General features: G+C 71.7%; 20 protein-coding genes. 11 read left to right on the top strand and 9 right to left on the bottom strand.

Features of this window, described 5'->3' with window-relative positions; all coding sequences use genetic code 11:
* The first annotated feature begins 141 nt into the window (after positions 1-141).
* The 3 genes from MKK60_RS09070 (at position 142) to MKK60_RS09080 (ending at position 5,759) form a co-directional block, all read left to right on the top strand.
* Entirely contained in the window at positions 142-3,153 is a 3,012-nt protein-coding gene (locus MKK60_RS09070; RefSeq protein WP_243985194.1) for a PAS domain S-box protein, read from the top strand.
* A gap of 123 nt (positions 3,154-3,276) precedes the next feature.
* Entirely contained in the window at positions 3,277-5,010 is a 1,734-nt protein-coding gene (locus tag MKK60_RS09075) for a sensor histidine kinase (RefSeq protein ID WP_243985196.1), read from the top strand.
* 182 nt (positions 5,011-5,192) lie between these two features.
* A complete protein-coding gene (locus tag MKK60_RS09080; protein WP_147858745.1) occupies positions 5,193-5,759 on the top strand; it encodes a DNA-3-methyladenine glycosylase in 567 nt (188 codons plus the stop codon).
* A 105-nt stretch (positions 5,760-5,864) separates the two neighbouring features.
* On the opposite strand, the gene MKK60_RS09085 is transcribed toward MKK60_RS09080, so the two are convergent.
* The 4 genes from MKK60_RS09085 to MKK60_RS09100 form a co-directional block, all read right to left on the bottom strand.
* The gene (locus MKK60_RS09085) at positions 5,865-6,344 is read right to left on the bottom strand and encodes an Lrp/AsnC family transcriptional regulator (RefSeq protein ID WP_147842072.1); all 480 of its coding nucleotides are present in this window, start codon (positions 6,342-6,344) and stop codon (positions 5,865-5,867) included.
* 148 nt (positions 6,345-6,492) lie between these two features.
* A complete protein-coding gene (locus tag MKK60_RS09090) occupies positions 6,493-6,975 on the bottom strand; it encodes a glutathione peroxidase (RefSeq protein WP_243985198.1) in 483 nt (160 codons plus the stop codon).
* A complete protein-coding gene (locus tag MKK60_RS09095; protein ID WP_147727000.1) occupies positions 6,972-8,135 on the bottom strand; it encodes a M20 aminoacylase family protein in 1,164 nt (387 codons plus the stop codon). The genes MKK60_RS09090 and MKK60_RS09095 overlap by 4 nt, the downstream gene beginning before the upstream one ends.
* Before the next feature lie 5 nt (positions 8,136-8,140).
* The gene (locus MKK60_RS09100; protein ID WP_243936067.1) at positions 8,141-9,367 is read right to left on the bottom strand and encodes a GNAT family N-acetyltransferase; all 1,227 of its coding nucleotides are present in this window, start codon (positions 9,365-9,367) and stop codon (positions 8,141-8,143) included.
* Between the two features lie 122 nt (positions 9,368-9,489).
* Here MKK60_RS09100 and MKK60_RS09105 point away from each other — a divergent pair, with 122 nt between their 5' ends.
* The gene (locus MKK60_RS09105; RefSeq protein WP_243985200.1) at positions 9,490-9,918 is read left to right on the top strand and encodes a hypothetical protein; all 429 of its coding nucleotides are present in this window, start codon (positions 9,490-9,492) and stop codon (positions 9,916-9,918) included.
* A 57-nt stretch (positions 9,919-9,975) separates the two neighbouring features.
* Here the strand turns inward: MKK60_RS09105 and MKK60_RS09110 are convergent, their stop codons facing one another.
* Positions 9,976-10,734 (bottom strand): glycerophosphodiester phosphodiesterase family protein, encoded by a 759-nt coding sequence (locus MKK60_RS09110; protein WP_243985202.1) that lies wholly within the window; start codon positions 10,732-10,734, stop codon positions 9,976-9,978.
* Positions 10,734-11,207 carry a RidA family protein gene (locus MKK60_RS09115; protein ID WP_147858746.1) on the bottom strand — a complete coding sequence of 158 codons (474 nt, stop codon included), beginning with the start codon at positions 11,205-11,207 and terminating at the stop codon, positions 10,734-10,736. The genes MKK60_RS09110 and MKK60_RS09115 overlap by 1 nt, the downstream gene beginning before the upstream one ends.
* A 302-nt stretch (positions 11,208-11,509) precedes the next feature.
* On the opposite strand from MKK60_RS09115, the gene MKK60_RS09120 reads away from it, so the two are divergent.
* The 6 genes from MKK60_RS09120 to MKK60_RS09145 all read left to right on the top strand — a co-directional run bounded on the left by MKK60_RS09120 (position 11,510) and on the right by MKK60_RS09145 (position 17,025).
* Positions 11,510-12,703, top strand: coding sequence for an aspartate aminotransferase family protein (locus tag MKK60_RS09120; protein ID WP_147842066.1), 1,194 nt, complete (start codon positions 11,510-11,512; stop codon positions 12,701-12,703).
* 58 nt (positions 12,704-12,761) lie between these two features.
* Complete coding sequence (gene argF, locus MKK60_RS09125; RefSeq protein WP_243985205.1) at positions 12,762-13,736, top strand: ornithine carbamoyltransferase; 975 nt, start codon at positions 12,762-12,764, stop codon at positions 13,734-13,736.
* A gap of 128 nt (positions 13,737-13,864) precedes the next feature.
* Complete coding sequence (locus MKK60_RS09130; RefSeq protein WP_243985207.1) at positions 13,865-14,161, top strand: DUF1778 domain-containing protein; 297 nt, start codon at positions 13,865-13,867, stop codon at positions 14,159-14,161.
* Positions 14,158-14,646 carry a GNAT family N-acetyltransferase gene (locus MKK60_RS09135; RefSeq protein WP_243985209.1) on the top strand — a complete coding sequence of 163 codons (489 nt, stop codon included), beginning with the start codon at positions 14,158-14,160 and terminating at the stop codon, positions 14,644-14,646. The genes MKK60_RS09130 and MKK60_RS09135 overlap by 4 nt, the downstream gene beginning before the upstream one ends.
* Before the next feature lie 64 nt (positions 14,647-14,710).
* Positions 14,711-15,733 carry an Hsp33 family molecular chaperone gene (locus MKK60_RS09140; protein ID WP_147727009.1) on the top strand — a complete coding sequence of 341 codons (1,023 nt, stop codon included), beginning with the start codon at positions 14,711-14,713 and terminating at the stop codon, positions 15,731-15,733.
* A gap of 140 nt (positions 15,734-15,873) precedes the next feature.
* Positions 15,874-17,025 (top strand): hypothetical protein, encoded by a 1,152-nt coding sequence (locus MKK60_RS09145; RefSeq protein WP_243985211.1) that lies wholly within the window; start codon positions 15,874-15,876, stop codon positions 17,023-17,025.
* A gap of 62 nt (positions 17,026-17,087) precedes the next feature.
* Here MKK60_RS09145 and speG read toward each other — a convergent pair whose 3' ends face one another.
* Genes speG through apaG form a run of 3 tightly spaced genes read right to left on the bottom strand, consistent with a single transcriptional unit; the run spans position 17,088 to position 19,255 of the window.
* Complete coding sequence (gene speG, locus MKK60_RS09150; RefSeq protein ID WP_147844564.1) at positions 17,088-17,654, bottom strand: spermidine N1-acetyltransferase; 567 nt, start codon at positions 17,652-17,654, stop codon at positions 17,088-17,090.
* Positions 17,651-18,820: an acetylornithine deacetylase gene (gene argE, locus MKK60_RS09155; protein WP_243985213.1), complete on the bottom strand. Its 1,170-nt coding sequence runs from the start codon at positions 18,818-18,820 to the stop codon at positions 17,651-17,653. The genes speG and argE overlap by 4 nt, the downstream gene beginning before the upstream one ends.
* Positions 18,821-18,862: 42 nt before the next feature.
* Positions 18,863-19,255 (bottom strand): Co2+/Mg2+ efflux protein ApaG, encoded by a 393-nt coding sequence (gene apaG / locus MKK60_RS09160; RefSeq protein WP_147729503.1) that lies wholly within the window; start codon positions 19,253-19,255, stop codon positions 18,863-18,865.
* 162 nt (positions 19,256-19,417) lie between these two features.
* On the opposite strand from apaG, the gene MKK60_RS09165 reads away from it, so the two are divergent.
* On the top strand, positions 19,418-19,915 hold the full coding sequence (locus MKK60_RS09165) for a hypothetical protein (protein WP_243935045.1): 498 nt from the start codon (positions 19,418-19,420) through the stop codon (positions 19,913-19,915).
* Positions 19,916-19,920: the final 5 nt, after the last annotated feature.

Consider the following 19,920-nt stretch of genomic DNA (forward strand, 5'->3'; position numbering starts at 1 on the left):
GCGGGCGTGCGAGTTCGGAGCGTCGAGCGGCGGCGCTCGGCGATCGCCCACCGGTCGGAACGACAGGCGAGCGGTCATATTTCCGCCGCCGCGCACCGACTCTGAGAGACCGACCAGACCGTTCCAGATAAAATCGGTGACATGAATCGTCCCCCCGCCCGCGAGACGGAGGCCGCGCGTCTCGGCGCCCTCGATCGCTATCGCATGCTCGATACGCCGCGCGAGCAGGATTTCGACGAGATCGCGGAAGCGGCCGCCGAGCTGTGCGAGGTGCCGATCGGGGTCGTCAACCTGATCGGCGACGGGCGCCAGTTCTTCAAGGCCGAGGTCGGGCTCGGCGTCCGCGAAACGCCGCTGGAGAGCTCGTTCTGCCGGCAGGCGATCCTGCAGGAGGACTTCCTCTACGTCCCCGACGCGCGCCACGACCCGCGCTTCGAGGACAACCCGCTCGTCGTCGGGGACCCGGGCCTGCGCTTCTACGCCGGCGCCCTGCTCAAGACCGCCGACGGCCATCCCATCGGCACGGTCTGCGTCCTCGATACCAAGCCGCACCAGCTGACCGAGCGCCAGCGCAAGGGCCTCGCCCGCCTCGCGCGCCAGACCATGGCGCAGATGGAGCTGCGCCGGTCGCTGCGGGCGCAGGAGGAGCAGCGCCTCCTGCACGAGCGCATCGTCGACGGCGCCACGGACTACGCCATCGTCGCGACCGACGCGGCGGGCCGCGTGACCCGCTGGAACACGGGCGCCGAGCGCACCCTCGGCTGGACCCAAGCCGAGATGCTGGGCCGGGCGGTGGATGCGTTCTTCACGCCGGACGATCGCGCGAGCGGGCGGCCGGAGATCGAGATGCGGCTCGCGGAAAAGAACGGCAGCGCGCCCGACGAGCGCTGGCACGTGCGCAAGGACGGCAGCCGGTTCTGGGCCTCGGGCAAGATGATGCCCCTCCGGTCGGACGACGGGCGAACCGTCGGCTTCCTCAAGATCCTGCGCGACCGGACCCGGGAACGCGACGCCGGTGCGGCGCTGGAGGCGAGCGAGCTGCGCTACCGCTCCCTCGTCGAGGTCAGCCCTCAGGTGGTCTGGTTCGGCGACATCGACGGCAACGTCACCTACTGCAACGCCTACTGGTACGCCTATACCGGACTGCCCGCCAACGAGACCGGGGAGACGAGCTGGATGGGCGTGATCCACCCCGACCACCGCGACGCGACCCGTCGCGCCTGGCTCGCCGCCTCCCGCGACGGCCGGGACTACGAGGTGGAGTTCCTGCTGCGGCGGGCCGACGGGATGTACCGCTGGTTCCTGTCCCGCGCACGCCCGATCCGCGATGCGGACGGGACCGTGCGCAGCTGGATCGGCACCTCGCTCGACATCCACGAGCGCAAGGTCGCCGAGGCGCGCTTCCAGACCCTGACCCAGCTCGCGCCGACCGTGATCTGGTTCGGCAATCCCGACGGCAGCCTCAGCTACCTGAACGACCGCTGGTACGCCTATACCGGGCAGACGGCGGAGCACGCGCTGCCGCTCGGGTGGGCCGAAGCGATCCATCCCGACGACCGGCCGGGGCTGTTGGAGACGTGGGAGGCGGCGCGCACCCGCGAGACCGTCTACGACACGGAGGCGCGGCTGCGTCGGGCCGACGGCGCCTATCGCTGGTTCCTGATCCGGGCCGAGCCGATGCGGGACGGCGCCGGATCGGTCGTGGGCTGGCTCGGCAGCACCAGCGACATCCACGACCGCCGCCAGGTGGAGGAGGACCTGCGCCGCGCGCGCGAGCAGCTGCGCCTCGCCGTCGAGGCGACGGGAACCGGGATCTTCGACTACGACCTCGTCGCCGACGTCCTGAAGTGGGATGCCCGCACGCGCTCCTTCTTCGGCCTCGGTCCCGATGCCGCGGTGAACCTCGACGTCTACCTCGCCCGCCTGCACCCGGACGACCGCGCCGCGGCGGACGCGGCGGTCGGCGCCGCGATCGATCCGGCGGGCGACGGGACCTACGACATCACCTACCGCACCGTGGCGCCGGAGGACGGCATCGAGCGCTGGGTGTCCGCCAAGGGGCAGACCCTGTTCGAGGACGGGCGGCCCCTGCGGCTCATCGGGACGGCGCGCGACATCACCGTCGCGCGGCGGGCCGAGCAGGTCCTGCGCGAGACCGAGGAGCGCTATCGGCTGGCATCGCGCGCCACCAACGACGCGATCTGGGATTGGGACCTCGCCAGCAATCACGTGCTGTGGAACGAGGCGCTCCAGGCCGCCTACGGCCACGCCCCGGACGCCGTCGACCCGACGGGGGATTGGTGGATCGGGCAGATCCATCCCGAGGACCGCGGGCGCGTCGACGCCGCCATCCACGCGATCATCGACGGCACCGGCACGGCCTGGACCGACGAGTATCGCTTCCTGCGCGCGGACGGCTCCTACGCCTACGTCCTCGACCGGGGTTACGTCATCCGCGACGCGACCGGCCGGGCGGTTCGGATGATCGGCGCCATGCTCGACATCTCCGAGCGCCGGAAGGCCGAGGAGCACCAGCGCCTGCTGACCGGCGAGCTGCAGCACCGGGTCAAGAACACCCTCGCCCTGGTGCAGGCCATCGCCAGCCAGACCCTGCGCGGCTCGACCGACGTCAACGAGATGCGGGAGGCGTTCGCCGCCCGGCTGATCTCGCTCGGCCGCGCGCACGACATCCTGACCGCCGCGAGCTGGACGGCCGCCCCGATCGGGGACGTCGTGGACGGGGCTCTGAACGTGCATCTCGGGGCGATGGCCGCGCGCCTGCGCACCAGCGGGCCCAACGTGCTCCTGGCGGCCAAGCCCGCCCTGTCGCTCGCCCTGTCCCTGCACGAGCTCGCCACCAACGCCGCCAAGTACGGCGCGCTCTCGAACGACGCGGGCGTCGTCGACCTGCGCTGGCACGTGGCCCATGCCGGCGACGCCCCGCGGTTCTCCCTGGTCTGGTCCGAGCAGGGCGGCCCGCCGATCCTGGCCCAGCCGGCGCGCCGCGGCTTCGGATCGCGCCTGATCGAGCGCAGCTTCGCCGCCGAGGTCGGCGGCGAGGTCACGCTCACCTACGCGCGGACGGGCCTCGTCTGCCGGCTGGAGGCCCCCCTCGCGTCGATGCAGGAGATCCCCGATGCCGCCGCGGCCTGAGGTGCGGGCGGGCGCGGCCCGCGCGTGCATCGCGCCTTGGCGCGGCGGCCGGCCGGCCTATCTGTGCGGTCACCGCGCCGCGATGCCCATCGCGCGCAGCCCGAGCGCTCGGCCGATCCCGTCATGTCGCTGACCAAACGCATCGTCGGCCTCGTCACGCTCGCGCTCGTGCCCGCCCTCGCGATCCAGGGCTACAACGAGTTCGCGTTGCGCGCCGCGCGGGGCGAGGCCGTGCGCGACGAGGCGATGCGCGCCGCCCGCAGCGTCGCCGCCGACCTCGGCCAGTTCGGGCGCGGCACCCGGCAGGTTCTCGGCATCCTGGCCGAGGTCCCGGAGATCCAGGGCAAGGACCCCGACACCTGCACGGCCTATCTCAGGACCCTGCTCGGGAAGGTCCCGGGCGCGTTCTTCTTCGGGGTGGCGGATGCCGACGGCACCATCGTCTGCAACACCCTCGGCTCCCCGCGCGGCGCCTACACCCTGGCCGACCGCGGCTACTTCCGGGACGCGATGCGCACGGGCGGCTTCGCGGTCGGCGGCTTCGTGACGGGGCGGATCACCCGCAAGCCGACCTGGCAGTTCGCCCAGGCCATCCCGGGAGCCGGCGGCCGGCCGACCGGCGTCGTGGTGGCCAGCATCGACCTGGACCACCTCGCCGGACACCAGGCCCGGGCCGGGCTGCCTCCCGACGCCGCGCTGATCGTCGCGGATCGGGACGGCGTCATCCTGCTCCGCCTGCCCGACCACGCCGCATGGGTCGGCAAGCCGCTGCCGCAGCCGTTCTGGTCGGCGCTCTCGGAGAACCGCGGCAAGGTGATCGACCTGGCGGGCCTGCGCGGGACGATGCGGATCACCGGAATCGCGGCCGTCACGCCGGACGACCTCGAAGGCGTGACCGTCGCGGTCGGCCTTTCGCCCGCGGCCGCCTTCGCCGACATCGACGCGGCGACGCAGCGCGGCGTCATCCTCATCGTCCTCGGCGCCCTCGGCGCCCTCATCGCGGCGCTGCTGGCGGGGCGCGCCTTCATCCGCCGTCCGGTGCGCCGCCTGCTGCAGGCCGCGTCCGCCTGGCGGCTCGGGGACCTCGGCGCGCGGTCGAGCCTGTCCGGCCCGTCCGAGTTCGGGCAGCTCGGCGAGGCGTTCGACGCCATGGCGATCTCGCTGCAGAAGCACGAGGGTGAGCTGCGCTCGGAGATCGCGCGCAGCCATCTCCTGCAGGAACGGCAGACGATGATGCTGCACGAGCTCAACCACCGGGTCCGCAACACCCTCACCACGGTGCAGTCGCTCGCCCGCCAGTCGCGCCGCACCGACGAGACCGGCGAGCGGCTGGAGGGGCGCATCATCGCCCTGTCGAAGACCCACGACCTGCTCTCGCGCGACGACTGGGCGGGCGCCCCGCTCCGGACGGTGCTGGAGAACGAGCTGGCGCCGTTCAGCGAGGGCCAGGCCGACCGCTTCCGGCTCGACGGCCCCGAGGTCGACCTTCCGCCGCGCTACGTGCTGGCGCTCGGCATGGCGCTGCACGAGCTGACCACGAACGCCGCCAAGTACGGCGCCCTGTCCGGCGGGACCGGACGCGTCGACATCGCGTGGCGGACCGCGACCGCGGAGGGCGGCACGCGCCGGCTCGTGCTGGACTGGCGCGAGAGCGGCGGCCCGCCGGTCGTCGCGCCGCAGCGGCGCGGCTACGGCACGCGGCTGATCAACGGCGGCATCGGCCATGAGCTCGGCGGGACGGTGCAGCTCGAGTTCGACCGCTCGGGGCTTCGCTGCACCCTGGACGTGCCGCTCGACGCGCAGGATCGCTTCACCTCGTTCCACCCGGAATCCGGGATGCCGATGTCGGCGGCCTGACCGCGCGCCCCCGGCCGGGACCGGCCGGAGGCGGCAGACCATGAACGGCCGCGTGCGGGTCCTCCGCGGATCCCCTCGATCGGCGGGGTCGGGTCCGGATCGCGGCTCGGCGACGACGAGCGAGACGCCGGGGTGTCCCGCGACAGCGGGCGCGTCGCGGCTCCCCAGAGGATTGCGCGTCGATGCTCGAGGCTTTCTTCGACCGCCCCGCGGCCGCCGTCGCGCAGGATCTGATCGGCGCGCGACTCTTCGTCGAGGCGGTCGGCGGCCTCGTCGTCGAGACCGAGGCCTACGACCGCGCCGATCCGGCGTCCCACAGCTTCCGGGGGCCGACGAAGCGCAATGCCAGCATGTTCGGGCCGCCCGGCCACGCCTACGTCTATCGCTCCTACGGCCTGCACTGGTGCCTCAACCTCGTGTGCGAGCCCGGCAGCGCGGTGCTGCTGCGCGCCATCGAGCCCACGCAGGGCATCGCGGCGATGCAGGCGCGCCGCGCCACGGCGGAACCGCGACTGTTGTGCGCGGGGCCCGGCCGCCTGTGCCAGGCGCTGGGCGTCACCGATGCGCTCGATGGTCGTTCCCTCGCGGGCCCGCCGTTCCGCTTCGCGCCTCGGGGCCGGCCGGTGCCCGTCGTCGTCGACCGACGCATCGGCATCACGCGCGGCGCCGAGACGCCCTGGCGTTTCCTGCTCGCCGGATCCCGGTACGTCAGCCGCCCCGCACGGCGCATCGCCGCAACGGACGCCTGACCTCGGGCGCCCCGCACCCCGCCGGCGAGCGGAGGTCCGGCCCGGTCGCGGGCAGGGGAGGCCCACGCTCATAGGCCCCGGCCCGACCGCATGCGGCGCTCCGCGTCACAGGGCCAGCGGCGCGTTGTCGACGACCTCCTTCATCACGAAGAACGTCCGCGTCTGGCGCACGCCGGGCAGCGCGATCAGCGTGCTGCTGTGCAGGCGGTTGAAATCCGCCATGTCGCGCACCCGGATCTTGAGGAAGTAGTCGAAATCGCCCGCCACCAGGTGGCAGTCGAGCACGGTCGGCATGGCGCGGGCCGCCGCCTCGAAGGCCGCGAAGCTCTCCGGCGTCGAGCGGTCGAGCACCACGCCGACGATCACCAGCGCGCCGAGGCCGACCTTGTCCGGCGCCACCTGGGCGCGGACCGCCTTGACGTAGCCCTCCGCGAACAGCCGCTGCGTCCGACGATGGCAGGTCGCCGCGCTGGTGCTCACGCGCTTGGCGATCTCGGCGTTGCCCATCCGCCCGTCCGCCTGCAGCAGGCGCAGGATCTTCAGGTCGATCCGGTCGAGCCCCGCGTCGGTGGACGAATCTCTCATGACCCCGCCGCCTCACGATCCATCGAGCGCCATATGCCGGCGATCAAGGGAACACGGCGGCAAAGCGCGCGCCACCCTTCGAGAGAACCTTCCGGGACGGCTGACGCCCGCCGCAAACGGCCGAGACCGTTCGCGGCGCGCCGACATCTCAGGCGGCGAGAGCGGCCGCGATGTCGCGCTCGAGCGACGCGGGCTTGGCGGTCGGCAGATAGCGGCCGATCACCCGGCCGTCGCGGCCGACGAGGAATTTCGTGAAGTTCCACTTGATGCCGGCCGTGCCGAGGAGGCCGGGCTTCTCGCTCTTGAGATGCCGGTAGACCGGGTCGGCGCCCGCCCCGTTGACCTCGACCTTCGCCAGCAGCGGGAAGCTCACGTCGTAGGTCAGGCTGCAGAACTGGGCGATCTCGGTGGCGTTTCCCGGCTCCTGCGCGCCGAACTGGTTGCAGGGGAACCCCAGCACCACGAGCCCGGCCGCGCGGTGCTTCTTCCACAAGGCCTCCAGCCCCTCGTATTGCGGGGTGAACCCGCATTTCGAGGCGGTGTTGACGACGAGCACGACCTTGCCGCGGTACTGCGCGAGGGGATGCGGAGCGCCGTCGGCGCCCTTCGGCGCGAAGTCGAACAGCGTCATCGGGCCGCCGTCCGCCGCTCGACGAGGCGGGCCAGGTACGCGGACCCGATCGGGATGATCGTGTCGTCGAAATTGTAGCCCGGGTTGTGCAGCCCGGCTCCGGTCGAGGCGCCGATCCAGGCATAGGCGCCGGGCACCGCCATCGCCATGTCGGCGAAGTCCTCGCTGCCCATCTTCGGGCTGGAATTGAGGTCGACCCGCTCGGGCCCGAACAGCTCGGTCGCGGTGTCGATCGCGGCCTGGGTCTGGTCGGGTGCGTTCTCCAGCACCGAGAACTTGTCCTGGATGTCGACCGTGATCTCGGCGCCGTAGGCCGCAGCGTAGCCCTTGGCGAGCTCCCGCATCCGGTCGTGGCTGAGCTTGCGCAGGTCGCGGTCGAAGGTGCGGATCGTGCCGGCCATGTGCGCGGTGTCGGGGATGACGTTGTAGGCCGAGCCGGCGTTGAACTGGGTGATCGACAGCACGATCGACTTGAGCGGGTCGGCGTTGCGCGAGACGATCGACTGCAGCGCCTGCGCCAGCGCCGTGCCGACGACGATCGGGTCGATGCCGCTGTGCGGCTGCGCCGCGTGGATGCCGCGACCCTTCACGTGGATGTCGAAGAAGTCGGCCGCCGCCATGATCGGGCCGGGGCGCAGCTTGATCATGCCGTGCGGGCCGCTCGGCTGGTTGTGCAGGCCGTAGATCTCGTCGCAGGGAAAGCGCTCGAACAGCCCGTCGGCGAGCATGGCGCGGGCGCCGCCCAGCCCCTCTTCCGCCGGCTGGAACACGAACACCGCCGTGCCGTCGAAGTCGCGGGTCTCGGCGAGGTACCGGGCGGCGCCGACGAGCATGGTGGTGTGGCCGTCGTGCCCGCAGGCGTGCATCTTGCCGGGGATGGTCGAGCGATAGGGGAGGTTGGTCTCCTCCGCGATCGGCAGCGCGTCCATGTCGGCGCGCAGGCCGATGCGGCGGCCGTTGTCGCTGCGGCCCTTCAGGATGCCGACGACGCCGGTGCCGCCGACGTTGCGATGGACCTCGATGCCGAAGCCCTCGAGCAGGTCGGCGACGATGCCCGAGGTGCGCACCTCCTCGAACCCGATCTCGGGATGGGCGTGCAGGTCGCGGCGGAGCGCGGTCAACGCGTCGGCGTAGGTCGTGATGCGATCGATCGGGCTCATGGGCGTCAGGACTCTTCCGGGCTGGGCCGTCGGAACGGCGTCAGGGTGTCGAGCTCGTCGACCATGGCTTCGACATGGGCGCGCTCGCGCTGCAAGTAGTCGGCCACCGCGCGGCGCAACGACGGGTCGGCGATGTCGTGCGCGGAGTGCATCAGCACCGGCCGGTAGCCGCGGGCGAGCTTGTGCTCGCCCTGCGCCCCGGCCTCGACCCGCTTCAGGCCGCGCGCGATCGCGAAGTCGATCGCCTGATAGTAGCAGACCTCGAAATGCAGGAACGGGTGCTCCTCGATGCAGCCCCAGTTCCGGCCGTAGAGCGCCGTGTCGCCGATCAGGTTGATCGCGCCGGCGACGTAGCGGCCCTCGCGCTTGGCCATGATGAGAAGCACGCGCTCGGGCATCCGCTCGGACAGGAGCGAGAAGAAGCGCCGGTTGAGGTAGGGCCGGCCCCATTTGCGCGCGCCGGTGTCGGTGTAGAATTCGTAGAACGCGTCCCAATGCGCCTCGGTGAGGTCGGCCCCGGTCAGGTGCTCGACCGTGATGCCGGGCGACAGCGCGTCGCGCCGCTCGCGCTTGATGCTCTTGCGCTTGCGCGAGGCGAGCGCCGCGAGGAAGTCGTCGAAGCCCGCGTAGCCGGCGTTCTCCCAGTGAAACTGCTGGTCGGTGCGCTGGAGGAAGCCGGCGGCGCCCGCCCGCTCCCATTCCGGCTCCTGCATGAAGGTGACGTGGATCGAGGAGGCCTTGGTCTCGGACCGCAGCGCCCGCAGGCCGGCGACCAGGGCGGCCGTCGCGGTCTCCGGGTCGGCGCCGGGCGCGATCAGGAAACGCGGGCCGGTGACGGGGGTGAACGGCACGCTCACCTGCAGCTTCGGGTAGTAGCTCCCGCCGGCGCGCTCGAAGGCGTCAGCCCAGCCGTGGTCGAAGATGTATTCGCCCTGGCTGTGGGATTTCAGGTAGCACGGCACGACCCCGAGCAGCGTGTCGTCGCGCTCCACCGAGACGTGCAACGGCAGCCACCCGGTCCGGCGCGAGACGCAGCCCGAATCCTCGAGCGCCGAGAGGAAGGCGTGGCTGACGAAGGGGTTGTGGGTCTCGTCGCCCGAGCCCAGCGTCTCGGCCGACGTGGCGCAGGCGTCCCAGGCCGCGGCCCCGATCTCCTTCAGGCCGGCGAGCGCGCGGACCTTGAGCACGGTCTCGGAGGTCGCAGGCTCGTGCGGAGCACCCGGTTTTTCCATGCACGACAATCTAGCCCGCCGGACAGGGGGGACAAGGCGGAGGCGTGCATCCTGCCGTCGCAGCGTGGGGCATCGCCGTCTTCCGGTCTTGCCAAGCCGCTCGCCACCTTCCAACGGTCCGCATGGGAATCGACGGTCCCCTGAGAGTCGAGCCAATGCGCCTCAGCCACCCGCTCGCCTTCCGAAGGCGGACGCCGCCGGATGATTTCATCGATGATCATCCGATCGAGATGTCGAACCTCGACGAGGCGGACCCGCATGTGCCGGGCACGATCTTCGTGTCGACGGCCCTCGGCTCGCACGGCCCCCAGGTGAAGTGGTATCCCGACCGTGCAGGGCGGACGTTACCGTGCCTCATCGTCTCGATCGGACCGAATCCGAGCGTCCGTGACGATTTCCTGCCGCCGATCGTGTCACGGGCCGCGGCCCCGAAGGTCATCGCGTGGGTGCGACCCAACCACGTCGCCCTGCTGGACTTCTGGACGAACGGCGCATCCTGGAACCGCCGTGAGGTCGCCGCCTTCCTCGATGGGCTGCTTCCCCTTCCCTGATCGAGCCTTGCCCTGATCGAGCCTTGCCCTGATCGAACCCTGCCGTGACCGAACGGATCAGGCCGAAAACCCCTCGAACACCATCTGGTCGGCATACATCTCGGCGAGCCGGCGCTGGTCCGGGTTGCGCACCGTCCAGGCCATCACCGGGAGATGGCCGAGCACGCGGGCGAGATGCGTCGCGGCGCAGGGCAGGTCGTCGACCCGCCAGGACACGAAGCCGGGCCGCGTCTCCGCGATGTGCAGCAGGTCCGAGAGCCGGCGCCGCGCCGAATCGGTGAGGCCGGCATAGGCCGGGTCGTCCTGGTTCGTCTCGCCGACGATGCCGCGCGGGATCGTCTCGGGCACCAGCCCGCGCAGCGCCGCGACCACCTGCGGGTCGAAGGATTTCACGGCCACCGGCCCGGCGTATTCGCACAGGATGTCCGCGACCCGGCGGGTCAGGGTGAGGTCGCCGGAATAGGACGACTTGATCTCGACCACGAGCGGCGTCCGCCCGGCGATCTCCGACAGGAAGGCCGGCAGCGTCGGGATGGTCTCCGCCGTGCCCGCGACCGTCAGGCGAGCGAGGTCGGCGCCCCGCATCGCGGCGACGGGGTCGGCGACGCCCGTCAGCCGCCCCAGCGCCGCATCGTGGAACACCATCGCCTCGCCGTCGGCGCTGATCTGCACGTCGCACTCGATGGCGTAGCCGCCGGCGATCGCCGCGCGGGCGGCGGCGACCGTATTCTCGGGGCGGCCCGCCGCGCGGTCGTGCAGGCCGCGATGGGCGATCGGCCGCGCGACGAGCCAGGAGATCCCGGCGGGCCGGCCCATCACCGCACCTCGAACATCGCCTCGACCTCGACGGCGGCGTCCAGCGGCAGCTCGGCGACGCCGACCGTGGAGCGGGCATGGCGGCCGCGGTCGCCCAGCACCGCGACCATCAGGTCGGAGGCGCCGTTCATGATGCCGGCGAGACCGGCGAAGCTCGGCACGCAGTTGATGAAGCCCCCGAGGCGGACGCATTGCACCACCCCGCGCTCGAGGTCGCCCACCGCCGCCTCGACCTGGGCCAGCACGTTGAGCGCGCAGAGCTTGGCCGCGGCGATGCCGTCCTCCGCCGAGACCTCGGCGCCGAGCTTGCCGACATGCGCCGGCCCGAGCTTGCCGTCCGCCCCGAAGCAGATCTGGCCCGAGATCACCACGAGGTTGCCGGTCCGCACGAACGGCACGTAGTTCGCGACCGGGGCCGCCGCCTTCGGCAGGGCGAGCCCGAGGCTCTCGAGGCGTTCCTTGACCGTGCTCATGAGGCGAATCCTCTGGTTCGTCGTTGGCGATGCGCGGGTTCAGGAGCACGGGCAGCACCTGCCGCGCAAGCGGCCCGTGCGAGGCATGTCGTAGGCAAGCCGGCAAACGACGCCTGTTTTGCAGGCATGTCCGGCACGAAGGCCGGCCCCATCATTGACAGCGCGGCCTCGTTTCATAGTAATCGCGCGCGTGCCGCCCCGGTGACGAGGCGGCACTTTCGTTTTTGCACGCAGGGCACTCGTCCTGCACGCAGCCTTCAACGCTGGGTCGTCGCCCGGCACGCCGACACGGAGACGGGATCGTGACATCCGCCCTTCTGCCGACCTATGCCCGGGCCCCCATCGCCTTCGAGCGTGGCGAGGGCGCATGGCTGGTGGCGCGCGGGGGCGAGCGATACCTCGATTTCGGCGCCGGCATCGCGGTGAACGCGCTGGGCCACGCCCACCCGCACCTCGTCGAGGCCCTGACCACCCAGGCGCAGAAGCTCTGGCACACCTCGAACCTGTTCGAGATTCCCGACGGCGAGCGCTTCGGGCAGCGCCTCGTCGACGCGAGCTTCGCCGACGTCGCCTTCTTCTGCAACTCGGGCGCCGAGGCCAACGAGGCCGCGATCAAGATGGCGCGGAAGTACCATGCCGCGGGCGGCCACCCCGAGCGCTACCGCATCGTCACTTTCGAGGGCGCGTTCCACGGGCGCACGCTGGCGACGCTGGCCGCCGGCGGCCAGCAGAAGTACATCGAGGGCTTCGGCCCGAAGGTCGACGGGTTCGACCAGGTGCCCTTCGGCGACCATGCCGCGCTGCGCGCCGCGATCGGCCCCGAGACGGCGGCCGTGATGATCGAGCCGATCCAGGGGGAGGGCGGCGTCCGGCCGGTGCCGCCGCAATGCCTGCGGGGCCTGCGCGAGCTCTGCGACGAGCACGGCCTGATGCTGATCATGGACGAGGTCCAGACCGGCGTCGGCCGCACCGGGCGGCTGTTCGCCCACGAGTGGTCGGGCATCGCCCCGGACATCATGAGCGCGGCCAAGGGCATCGGCGGCGGCTTCCCGATGGGCGTGTGCCTGGCGACGCACGAGGCCGCCCGCGGCATGGTCGCCGGCAGCCACGGCACCACCTTCGGTGGCAACCCGCTCGCGATGGCGGTCGGCAACGCCGTGCTCGACGTGGTGCTGGCCGACGGTTTCCTCGATCACGTCCGGCAGGTCGCGCGGGTTCTGACGCAGAAGCTCGGGGCCCTTCGCGACCGCTATCCCCACGTCGTCACGGCGATCCGCGGCGACGGCCTGATGCTCGGGCTCAAGCTCGGCGTGCCCAACACCGCGTTCGCGGCCGCCGCGCGGGCCGAGCACCTGCTGGTGATCCCGGCGGGCGACAACGTGGTGCGCCTGCTGCCGCCGCTGATCGTCACCGAGGCCGACGTGACCGAGGCCGTCGCGCGCCTCGAAGCCACCGCCGCCGCGTTCGACGGCGCGATGCGCGGCGCCGCCGAGTGATCCTTCCTCGGCTCCCGAAGGCGGAACCGCCGACCGAACCCGGACATGATGTGTTGAGATGACTGCCCCAGCGAACGGCCAGAGCAGCGGCCAGACGGCCGGCGCGAGCGCGCCCCGCCACTTCCTCGACCTGTCGGACTTCTCCGGCGCCGACCTGCGCCGGGTGCTCGACGCGGCCGCCGCGATCAAGGCGCGCCGCCGCAAGGGCGAGATCGCCGTGGAGCGCCCGCTCGCCGGCAAGAACCTCGCGATGGTGTTCGACCGGCCCTCGACCCGCACCCGCGTCTCGTTCGACGTGGCGATGCGCGAGCTCGGCGGCGAGACGCTGATGCTGACCGGCTCCGAGATGCAGCTCGGCCGCGGCGAGACCATCGGCGACACCGCGCAGGTGCTCTCCCGCTTCGTCGACGCGATCATGATCCGCATCCTCGATCACGCGCTGATGCTCGAGCTGGCCGAGAACGCCACGGTGCCGGTGATCAACGCACTGACCAAGCTGTCGCATCCGTGCCAGATCATGGCCGACGTGCTGACCTTCGAGGAGCATCGCGGGCCGATCAAGGGCCGCACGGTGGCGTGGTCGGGCGACGCCAACAACGTGCTGACGAGCTGGGCGCACGCGGCCGCGCGCTTCGACTTCACCCTCAACGTCGCCTGCCCGCCCGAGCTGGCGCCCCCGCCCGCGCTGATGGCCTGGGCGCGCGCCGAGGGCGCCCGCGTCAACGTCACCACCGACGCGTTCGCCGCCGTCGAGGGAGCCGACGCGGTCGTGACCGATTGCTGGGTCTCGATGGGCGACGAGGACGAGAGCCACCGCCACAACCTGCTCAACCCCTACCAGGTGAACGCCGAGCTGATGCGCGCCGCCGCCAAGGACGCGGTGTTCATGCACTGCCTGCCGGCCCATCGCGGCGAGGAGGTCACCGCCGAGGTGATGGACGGCCCGCAATCGGTGGTGTTCGACGAGGCGGAGAACCGCCTCCACGCCCAGAAGGGCATTTTGGCGTGGTGCCTGCGGGCGAACGGGCTCTGAGCAGACGGATCGCCGAGGCCGTTCGGACGCAGGACCCGTGAGGTCCGCGGGCCTTGACCGTATGAACATCGTGTATACGTTCACGGCGTGAGATACCGATCCCGACCCGGTTGTGAGAGGCTGTCGCCGTGAGCATCGATGGGCGGAGCAACGTCCCGGTGCGGCGCGGGACGACGATCAACCTGCGCGTCGAGGCCGAGACGCGGGACCTGATCGATGACGCCGCATCGGTGCTCGGCAAGACGCGGACCGAGTTCATGATCGACACCGCGCGTCATCACGCCATCGACGTGCTGCTCGATCAGCGCCTGTTCGCCCTGGACGACGCGCGGCATGCCGCGTTCGTCGCGGCCCTCGACGCGCCGCCGGTTGCGAGACCGAGGCTGAGCGCGCTCATGGAGAGGAAGCCGGCCTGGGAGCGATGATCGGCCCGCCGGTTCCGCTGGGTTCGGAGCACGGCCTCGATGGGTTCTCGTGCGGCAAGCCGGTGCTCGACGATTGGCTGAAGCGGCAAGCACGCCGCAGCGAGGGCCGGTTCGCCCGGACCTATGTGATCTGTGCGGACGGCACGGTGGTGGGTTATTACTGCATCTCCGCGGGAACGGTCGCCCGGGCGGATGCTCCGGGACGGATTCGACGCAACGCGCCGGAGCCGATCCCGGTCTCGATTCTGGGTCGGCTGGCCTTGGATCGGCGTTGGGCCGGGCGTGGGCTCGGTGCCGACCTCCTGGCCGATGCACTGCGCCGGATCGCCAATGCCGCCGAGGTGATCGGCATCGGCGCCGTCCTGATCCACGCGCTCGACGACCAGGCGCTGACATTCTACCGCAGCCGGGCGGAATTCCTCGCGTTCCCAGACAACTCGCGCACCCTGTTCCTGCCGATCGGCGCGCTGACAGACAGACGATGACGACCCGAACGCTTCCAAGCCGAACGTTTCCAGGCCAATTGCTTCCAGGATCGAATTGAGCACCATGACCGCCGGACACGACACCACCCCGATCAACGAAGGCAACGGTCACGACGGCGCCGACGACTGCGTGCTGCCGTTCTCCGTCGAGGCGCTCGACGTGCGCGGGCGCGTCGTCCGGCTCGGGCCGTCCGTCGACACGATCCTGCGGCGGCACGGCTACCCGGATGCGGTGGCGCGCCTGCTCGGCGAGGCGGCGGCGCTCACCGTGCTCCTCGGCTCGTCCCTGAAGTTCGAGGGCCGGTTCCAGCTCCAGACCAAGACCGACGGCCCGGTCGGGATGATCGTCGTCGACTTCGAGGCGCCCGACCGCCTGCGCGCCACCGCCCGCTTCGAGGCGGAGGCGATCGCGGCTCTGGGCACCGGTCCGCACAAGGCCGCCGAGTTGATCGGGCAGGGGCACCTGGCCATGACCATCGACCAGGGCTCGGCGGCGAGCCGCTACCAGGGCGTCGTCGCGCTGGAGGGACAGAGCCTGGAGGAGGCGGCGCACCAGTATTTCCGCCAGTCCGAGCAGATCCCGACGCAGGTGCGCCTCGCCGTGGCCGAAGCCTTCGAGGACGGGCAGAGCCGCTGGCGCGCCGGCGGGCTGCTGGTCCAGTTCCTGCCGCAGTCGATCGACCGGGCCCGCCTGGCCGACCTGCCGCCGGGCGACATCCCGGAGGGCCGCGTCCACCTCGACGAGAACGGCACCCAAGAGGACGACGCCTGGGTCGAGGCGCGCGCCCTGGTCGGCACGGTCGAGGACCACGAGCTCGTCGACCCGGCGGTCTCGAGCGAGCGGCTGCTCTACCGGCTGTTCCACGAGCGCGGCGTGCGGGTGTTCGAGGCGCAAGCGGTGCACGAGCAGTGCCGCTGCTCGCGCGAGCGGGTGATGGGCATGATCCGCTCGTTCTCGCCCGAGGAGCGCCGCGAGATGGTGGCCGACGACGGCCGCGTCGTCATCACCTGCGAGTTCTGCTCGCGCCGCTACGACCTCGACCCGGCGGAGGTCGAGGCGGAGGTGGGCGGCACGCCGAAGCAATAGAACGCCGCGCCGACGCGACGACGGCCAAGCTTGATCGAGCGATAGACTGAACTTCGGTTCATAAAAATCAGTTTCGAGGTGTGAAACGGTTTTCGAACCTTCGGCGTTTCGATGCTTCCAAGAACGTCGGAGGAAGCATCATGAAAAGGATCGCCATCGGGCTCGCAGCCCTGCTGCTCAGCACGTCGGTCTACGCCCAGGGCGCGGCCGGAAACGCGGCCGGCGCCGGGCCGGGCCGCGCGAATACAGGTTCGACGGACGCGACCGGCGGACGGCCGGGCAGCGACCGCGCATCGGGCGCGTCGTCCGGCGGCCGGATGTCGGACACGCGGGGCGAGGCCCGGAACACGACCGCGGGGAACGGAACCGGCGGCCGCGAGAGCGGCCTGCAGGCCGGGCGGTCCGATCGCCAGGGCGCCGATCGTGGAGGAGCCGATCGTGGAGGAGCCGATCGTCAGGCCGCCGGCCGCGACGACCGGCGCGGCGCGGATCGGGCCGAGGGCCGCGGCGGCAACCGTGACGGGATGCACGAGAGCCGCGACCGGGCGGAGCGGAGGGGGCGCGAGGCGCGCAGCGAGCGGCGCGAGACCCGCACCGACTTCCGGTCTGAGCGGGTCGGCGGCGGCTTCCGGCGCGAGGGCCGGTTCGTGGTCGTCGGCGGCCAGCGCGTGGTGTACGGCTCGCCGGAGTATCGCCGCCTCGTCACGGTCGAGCGCCGGGGCGGCCCGCGGGTCCGCTACGTCACCATCCGCGGCCACCGCGTGCTGTACGGATCGCCGGAATACCGTCGCCTCGTCACGGTCCGCGAGACCGGTCCGCGCGAGCGCTACGTCACCATCCGCGGGCAGCGGGTGCTGTACGGATCGCCCGAGTACCGTCGCCTCAGCGTGACCACGACCGAGCGTCGCGGCGGCAGCGTCGACGTCGGCTTCCGCGGGCAGGATCGCACGGACGTGCGGACCCGCTCCACCCGGACCGAGACCCGCGACGATCGCGGCTTCCGCAATGCCGACCGGCGCAACGCCGACGAGCGCAACACGGGCGCCGACCGGGGATCCGAGCGCAACGCCGACCTGCGTCGGGGCCAGGATGCGCGCGGCGGCCCGGACAGGGGCGGCATCCGCAACGCTTCGGAGACGATGGGCGGCGGCAAGAGCGAGGACAGGGGTGGCGCCAACGGTGGCGTCAGGAGCGGGCGCGATGCCGGCATGACCGGCGGCTCGCCCGAGCGCGGCGGCGCGGGTGCCGCCACCCGCAACGGCCGCGACGGGGGCGGCGCCGGTCGCAATTGATCGGTCCAGTCGTGCGAACGGGGAGGGGCCGGCGACGGCGCCTCCCCGACCCGCCGCGCCGGTCAGCTCTTGAGCACCGGCTCGGCGATGTCGACGGCATGGCGGCCGGCGAGGTATTCCGGCTGGAACAGGCACATCCGCACGGCATCGCGGTAGCGGCCGTTCATGAAGAACTCGTCCCGCAGGATGCCCTCGGGGCGGAAGCCGCAGCTCTCGTAGATCCGCACGGCGCGGGCGTTGTCCTTGTCCACGTGCAGGTAGAGCTTGTGGATGTTGAGCACGCTGAAGGCGTAGTCCATCGCGATCCGCGTCGCCTGGCGGGCGAAGCCCCGGCCCTGGAAGCCCGGATGGATCGCGATCTGGAACTCGCAGCGCCGGTGCAGGTGGTTGATCTCCACGAGCTCGACGAGGCCGGCCGGATGCCCGTTCAGCGTCGCGATGATGAAGCGCCGCTCGGTCTGGTTGTGGATGTTGCGCTCGTAGAGCTGCGCCAGCTCGGCGAAGGACTCGTAGGCCTCCTCGAACCAGTAGCGCATGATGCTGTCGTTGTTGTTGAGCTGATGCACGAACATCAGGTCCTCGCGCTCCAGCGGGCGGAGCTTGACCCTGTCGGGGACGGTCTCGTTCATGCGGCGCAGGCCTCGATCAAGCGGCGGAGGAACGCCTCGCCCTGGCCGAGCGCGGCCAGCGTGATGAACTCGTCCGGCTGGTGGGCCTGGTCGATCGAGCCCGGCCCGCAGACCACGGTCGGGATGCCCGCCTGCTGGAAGCGCCCGGCCTCGGTGGCGTAGGGCATCGACACGGTGCGGTTGCGGTTGGCCAGCCGCAGCGCCAGCCGCTCGGCCTCGGAGCCGGGCTCCGGCAGCAGGCCGGGGATCGCGATCTCCTCGACGGTCTCGATCCGGCCGAACGCGCCGTAGCGGTTCAGGCGCTCGCGGGTCACCGCCTCGGCCTTGGCCTGGAACAGGCGCGGGATCTCGGCCATGTCGAGGTCGGGCAGGCCGCGGAACTCCCAGTGGAAGGCGCATTCCTTGGGCAGGATGTTGCGGGCGGTGCCGCCGTGGATCGTGCCGACATGCACGGTGGTGCTGGGCGGATCGAACCGGCCCGACGCGTCGCCCCGGGCGATCATCCGGTCGGCGATGGCGTTCAGCCCGGAGACGAGGTCGCAGGCCGCCATCACGGCGTTGGCCCCGAGCATCGGCTTGGCCGAATGTGCCTCGTGGCCGTGCACCGTGGTGTGGAAGGTGACGATGCTCTTGTGCGCATCGGCGACCTCGAGGTCGGTCGGCTCGCCGACGATCACCGCGCCCGGCCGCGGCAGGTCGACGCCGAAGCGGGCGATCGCGTCCATCACGCCGAGGCAGGTGGTCTCCTCGTCGTAGGAGAGCAGGATGTGGATCGGGCGCTTGAGGCCGGCCGCGAGGCAGTCCGGCACCAGCGCCAGGGCGGTGGCGCAGAACCCCTTCATGTCGACCGCGCCGCGGCCGTAGGCCCGGCCGTCGGCGACGCGCAGGGTGAACGGGTCGGCGGTCCAGGCCTGTCCCGCGACCGGGACGACGTCGGTGTGCCCCGACAGCACGACGCCGCCGTCGACCTGCGGCCCGATCGTGGCGAAGAGCGCGGCACGGTCGCCGGCCGCGTTCGGGATGCGGAGGTAGGGGACGCCCCAGCCGTCGAGATAGGCGGCGACCCAGTCGATCAGGTCGAGATTCGGCTTCGAGCTTTCGGTGTCGAAGCCGACGAGGTGGGCGAGGATGTCGAGCGGGGTCAGCCGCTCGCCGGAACCGGGCATCGCTTGGTGTCCTGGGCGGGCCGCCGGCCTGCCCGGCTCGAATCAGTGCAGGCTGCGGCGGATATGCGGGCTGTCGAGCGAGAAGGCCGGGATCTCGGCCTCGAAGCTCTCGCCCGCGACCGTGGCCATGGTGTAGCTCCCCGCCATCAGCCCGTCCGGCGTGGTGAGCGGGCAGCCGCTGGTGTAGCAGAACGACTCGCCCGGCTCCAGCACCGGCTGCTTGCCGACGACGCCGGCGCCGCGCACCTCCTGGCACTCGCCGCGCCCGTCGATGATGCGCCAATGGCGGGAGCGGAGCTGCACCTGCTCGGCGCCGTTGTTCACGATCTCGACGGTGTAGGCGAAGAAGTACCGGCTCTCTCCCGGCGAGGATTCCTCCTCGACGAAGCGCGGATTGACGGTCACGCTGATTCCGCGCGTCTCGGCCTTGTACATCGTCCCTAATTGCCCTCTTCAGCGGCGCTCGAGTTCGGTCTAGCTCGGGTCTAGACGGCTCGAAGCCGCTTTTCGATGCGTCATTCAACGTGGTAGTTGCCGGAAGAATTCCCGTCAATTGCGGCGGAGTACGTCGCGGCGGGCGGCAGGAACGGGGCCGGCATGGTCGAAGCGTGGGTGTGCCATCTGAGGTCGCTTCGGCGCGGGGGGGACGTTCGGCTCTCGGCGGCGGCGCTCGCCCACGTGGCGGCCTGGGCGACGCTGCTCGCCCTTGCGGGTTTTTCCGCGTGGCGCGATCCGGCCGCCAACCTCCTGCCCGCGGCGGCGCTCGCGGCCGCGCTGATCCTCGACGGGACCGGGCGGATCGCGGCGGCCGTCATCGCCGGCCGGGCGGGACCCGATCCGCGGCTCGCCGGCCTGCCCTCGCTGGTGCTCGGCGTCGGCGGCACGGTCGGCCTCGTCGCCGGCGCGGCCGCGCTGCTCGTGTTTCCGCGCGCGGTCCCGGTGCTGGCGAGCGCGCTCGCCGGCCTGGTCGCGATCGGCGCCCTGGCCCGGCTCGCCCTGATCCGGATCGTCCTCGCCCTGCCCGGCGACGAGCCCGCCGCCCTCCCGGCGGAGGCGCGCGCGACCTCGGTCCGCCCCCCCTTAAGCCGACGTTAGGCGCT

It is taken from the genome of Methylobacterium sp. J-092, assembly GCF_022829325.1.
Classification (GTDB): Bacteria; Pseudomonadota; Alphaproteobacteria; order Rhizobiales; family Beijerinckiaceae; genus Methylobacterium.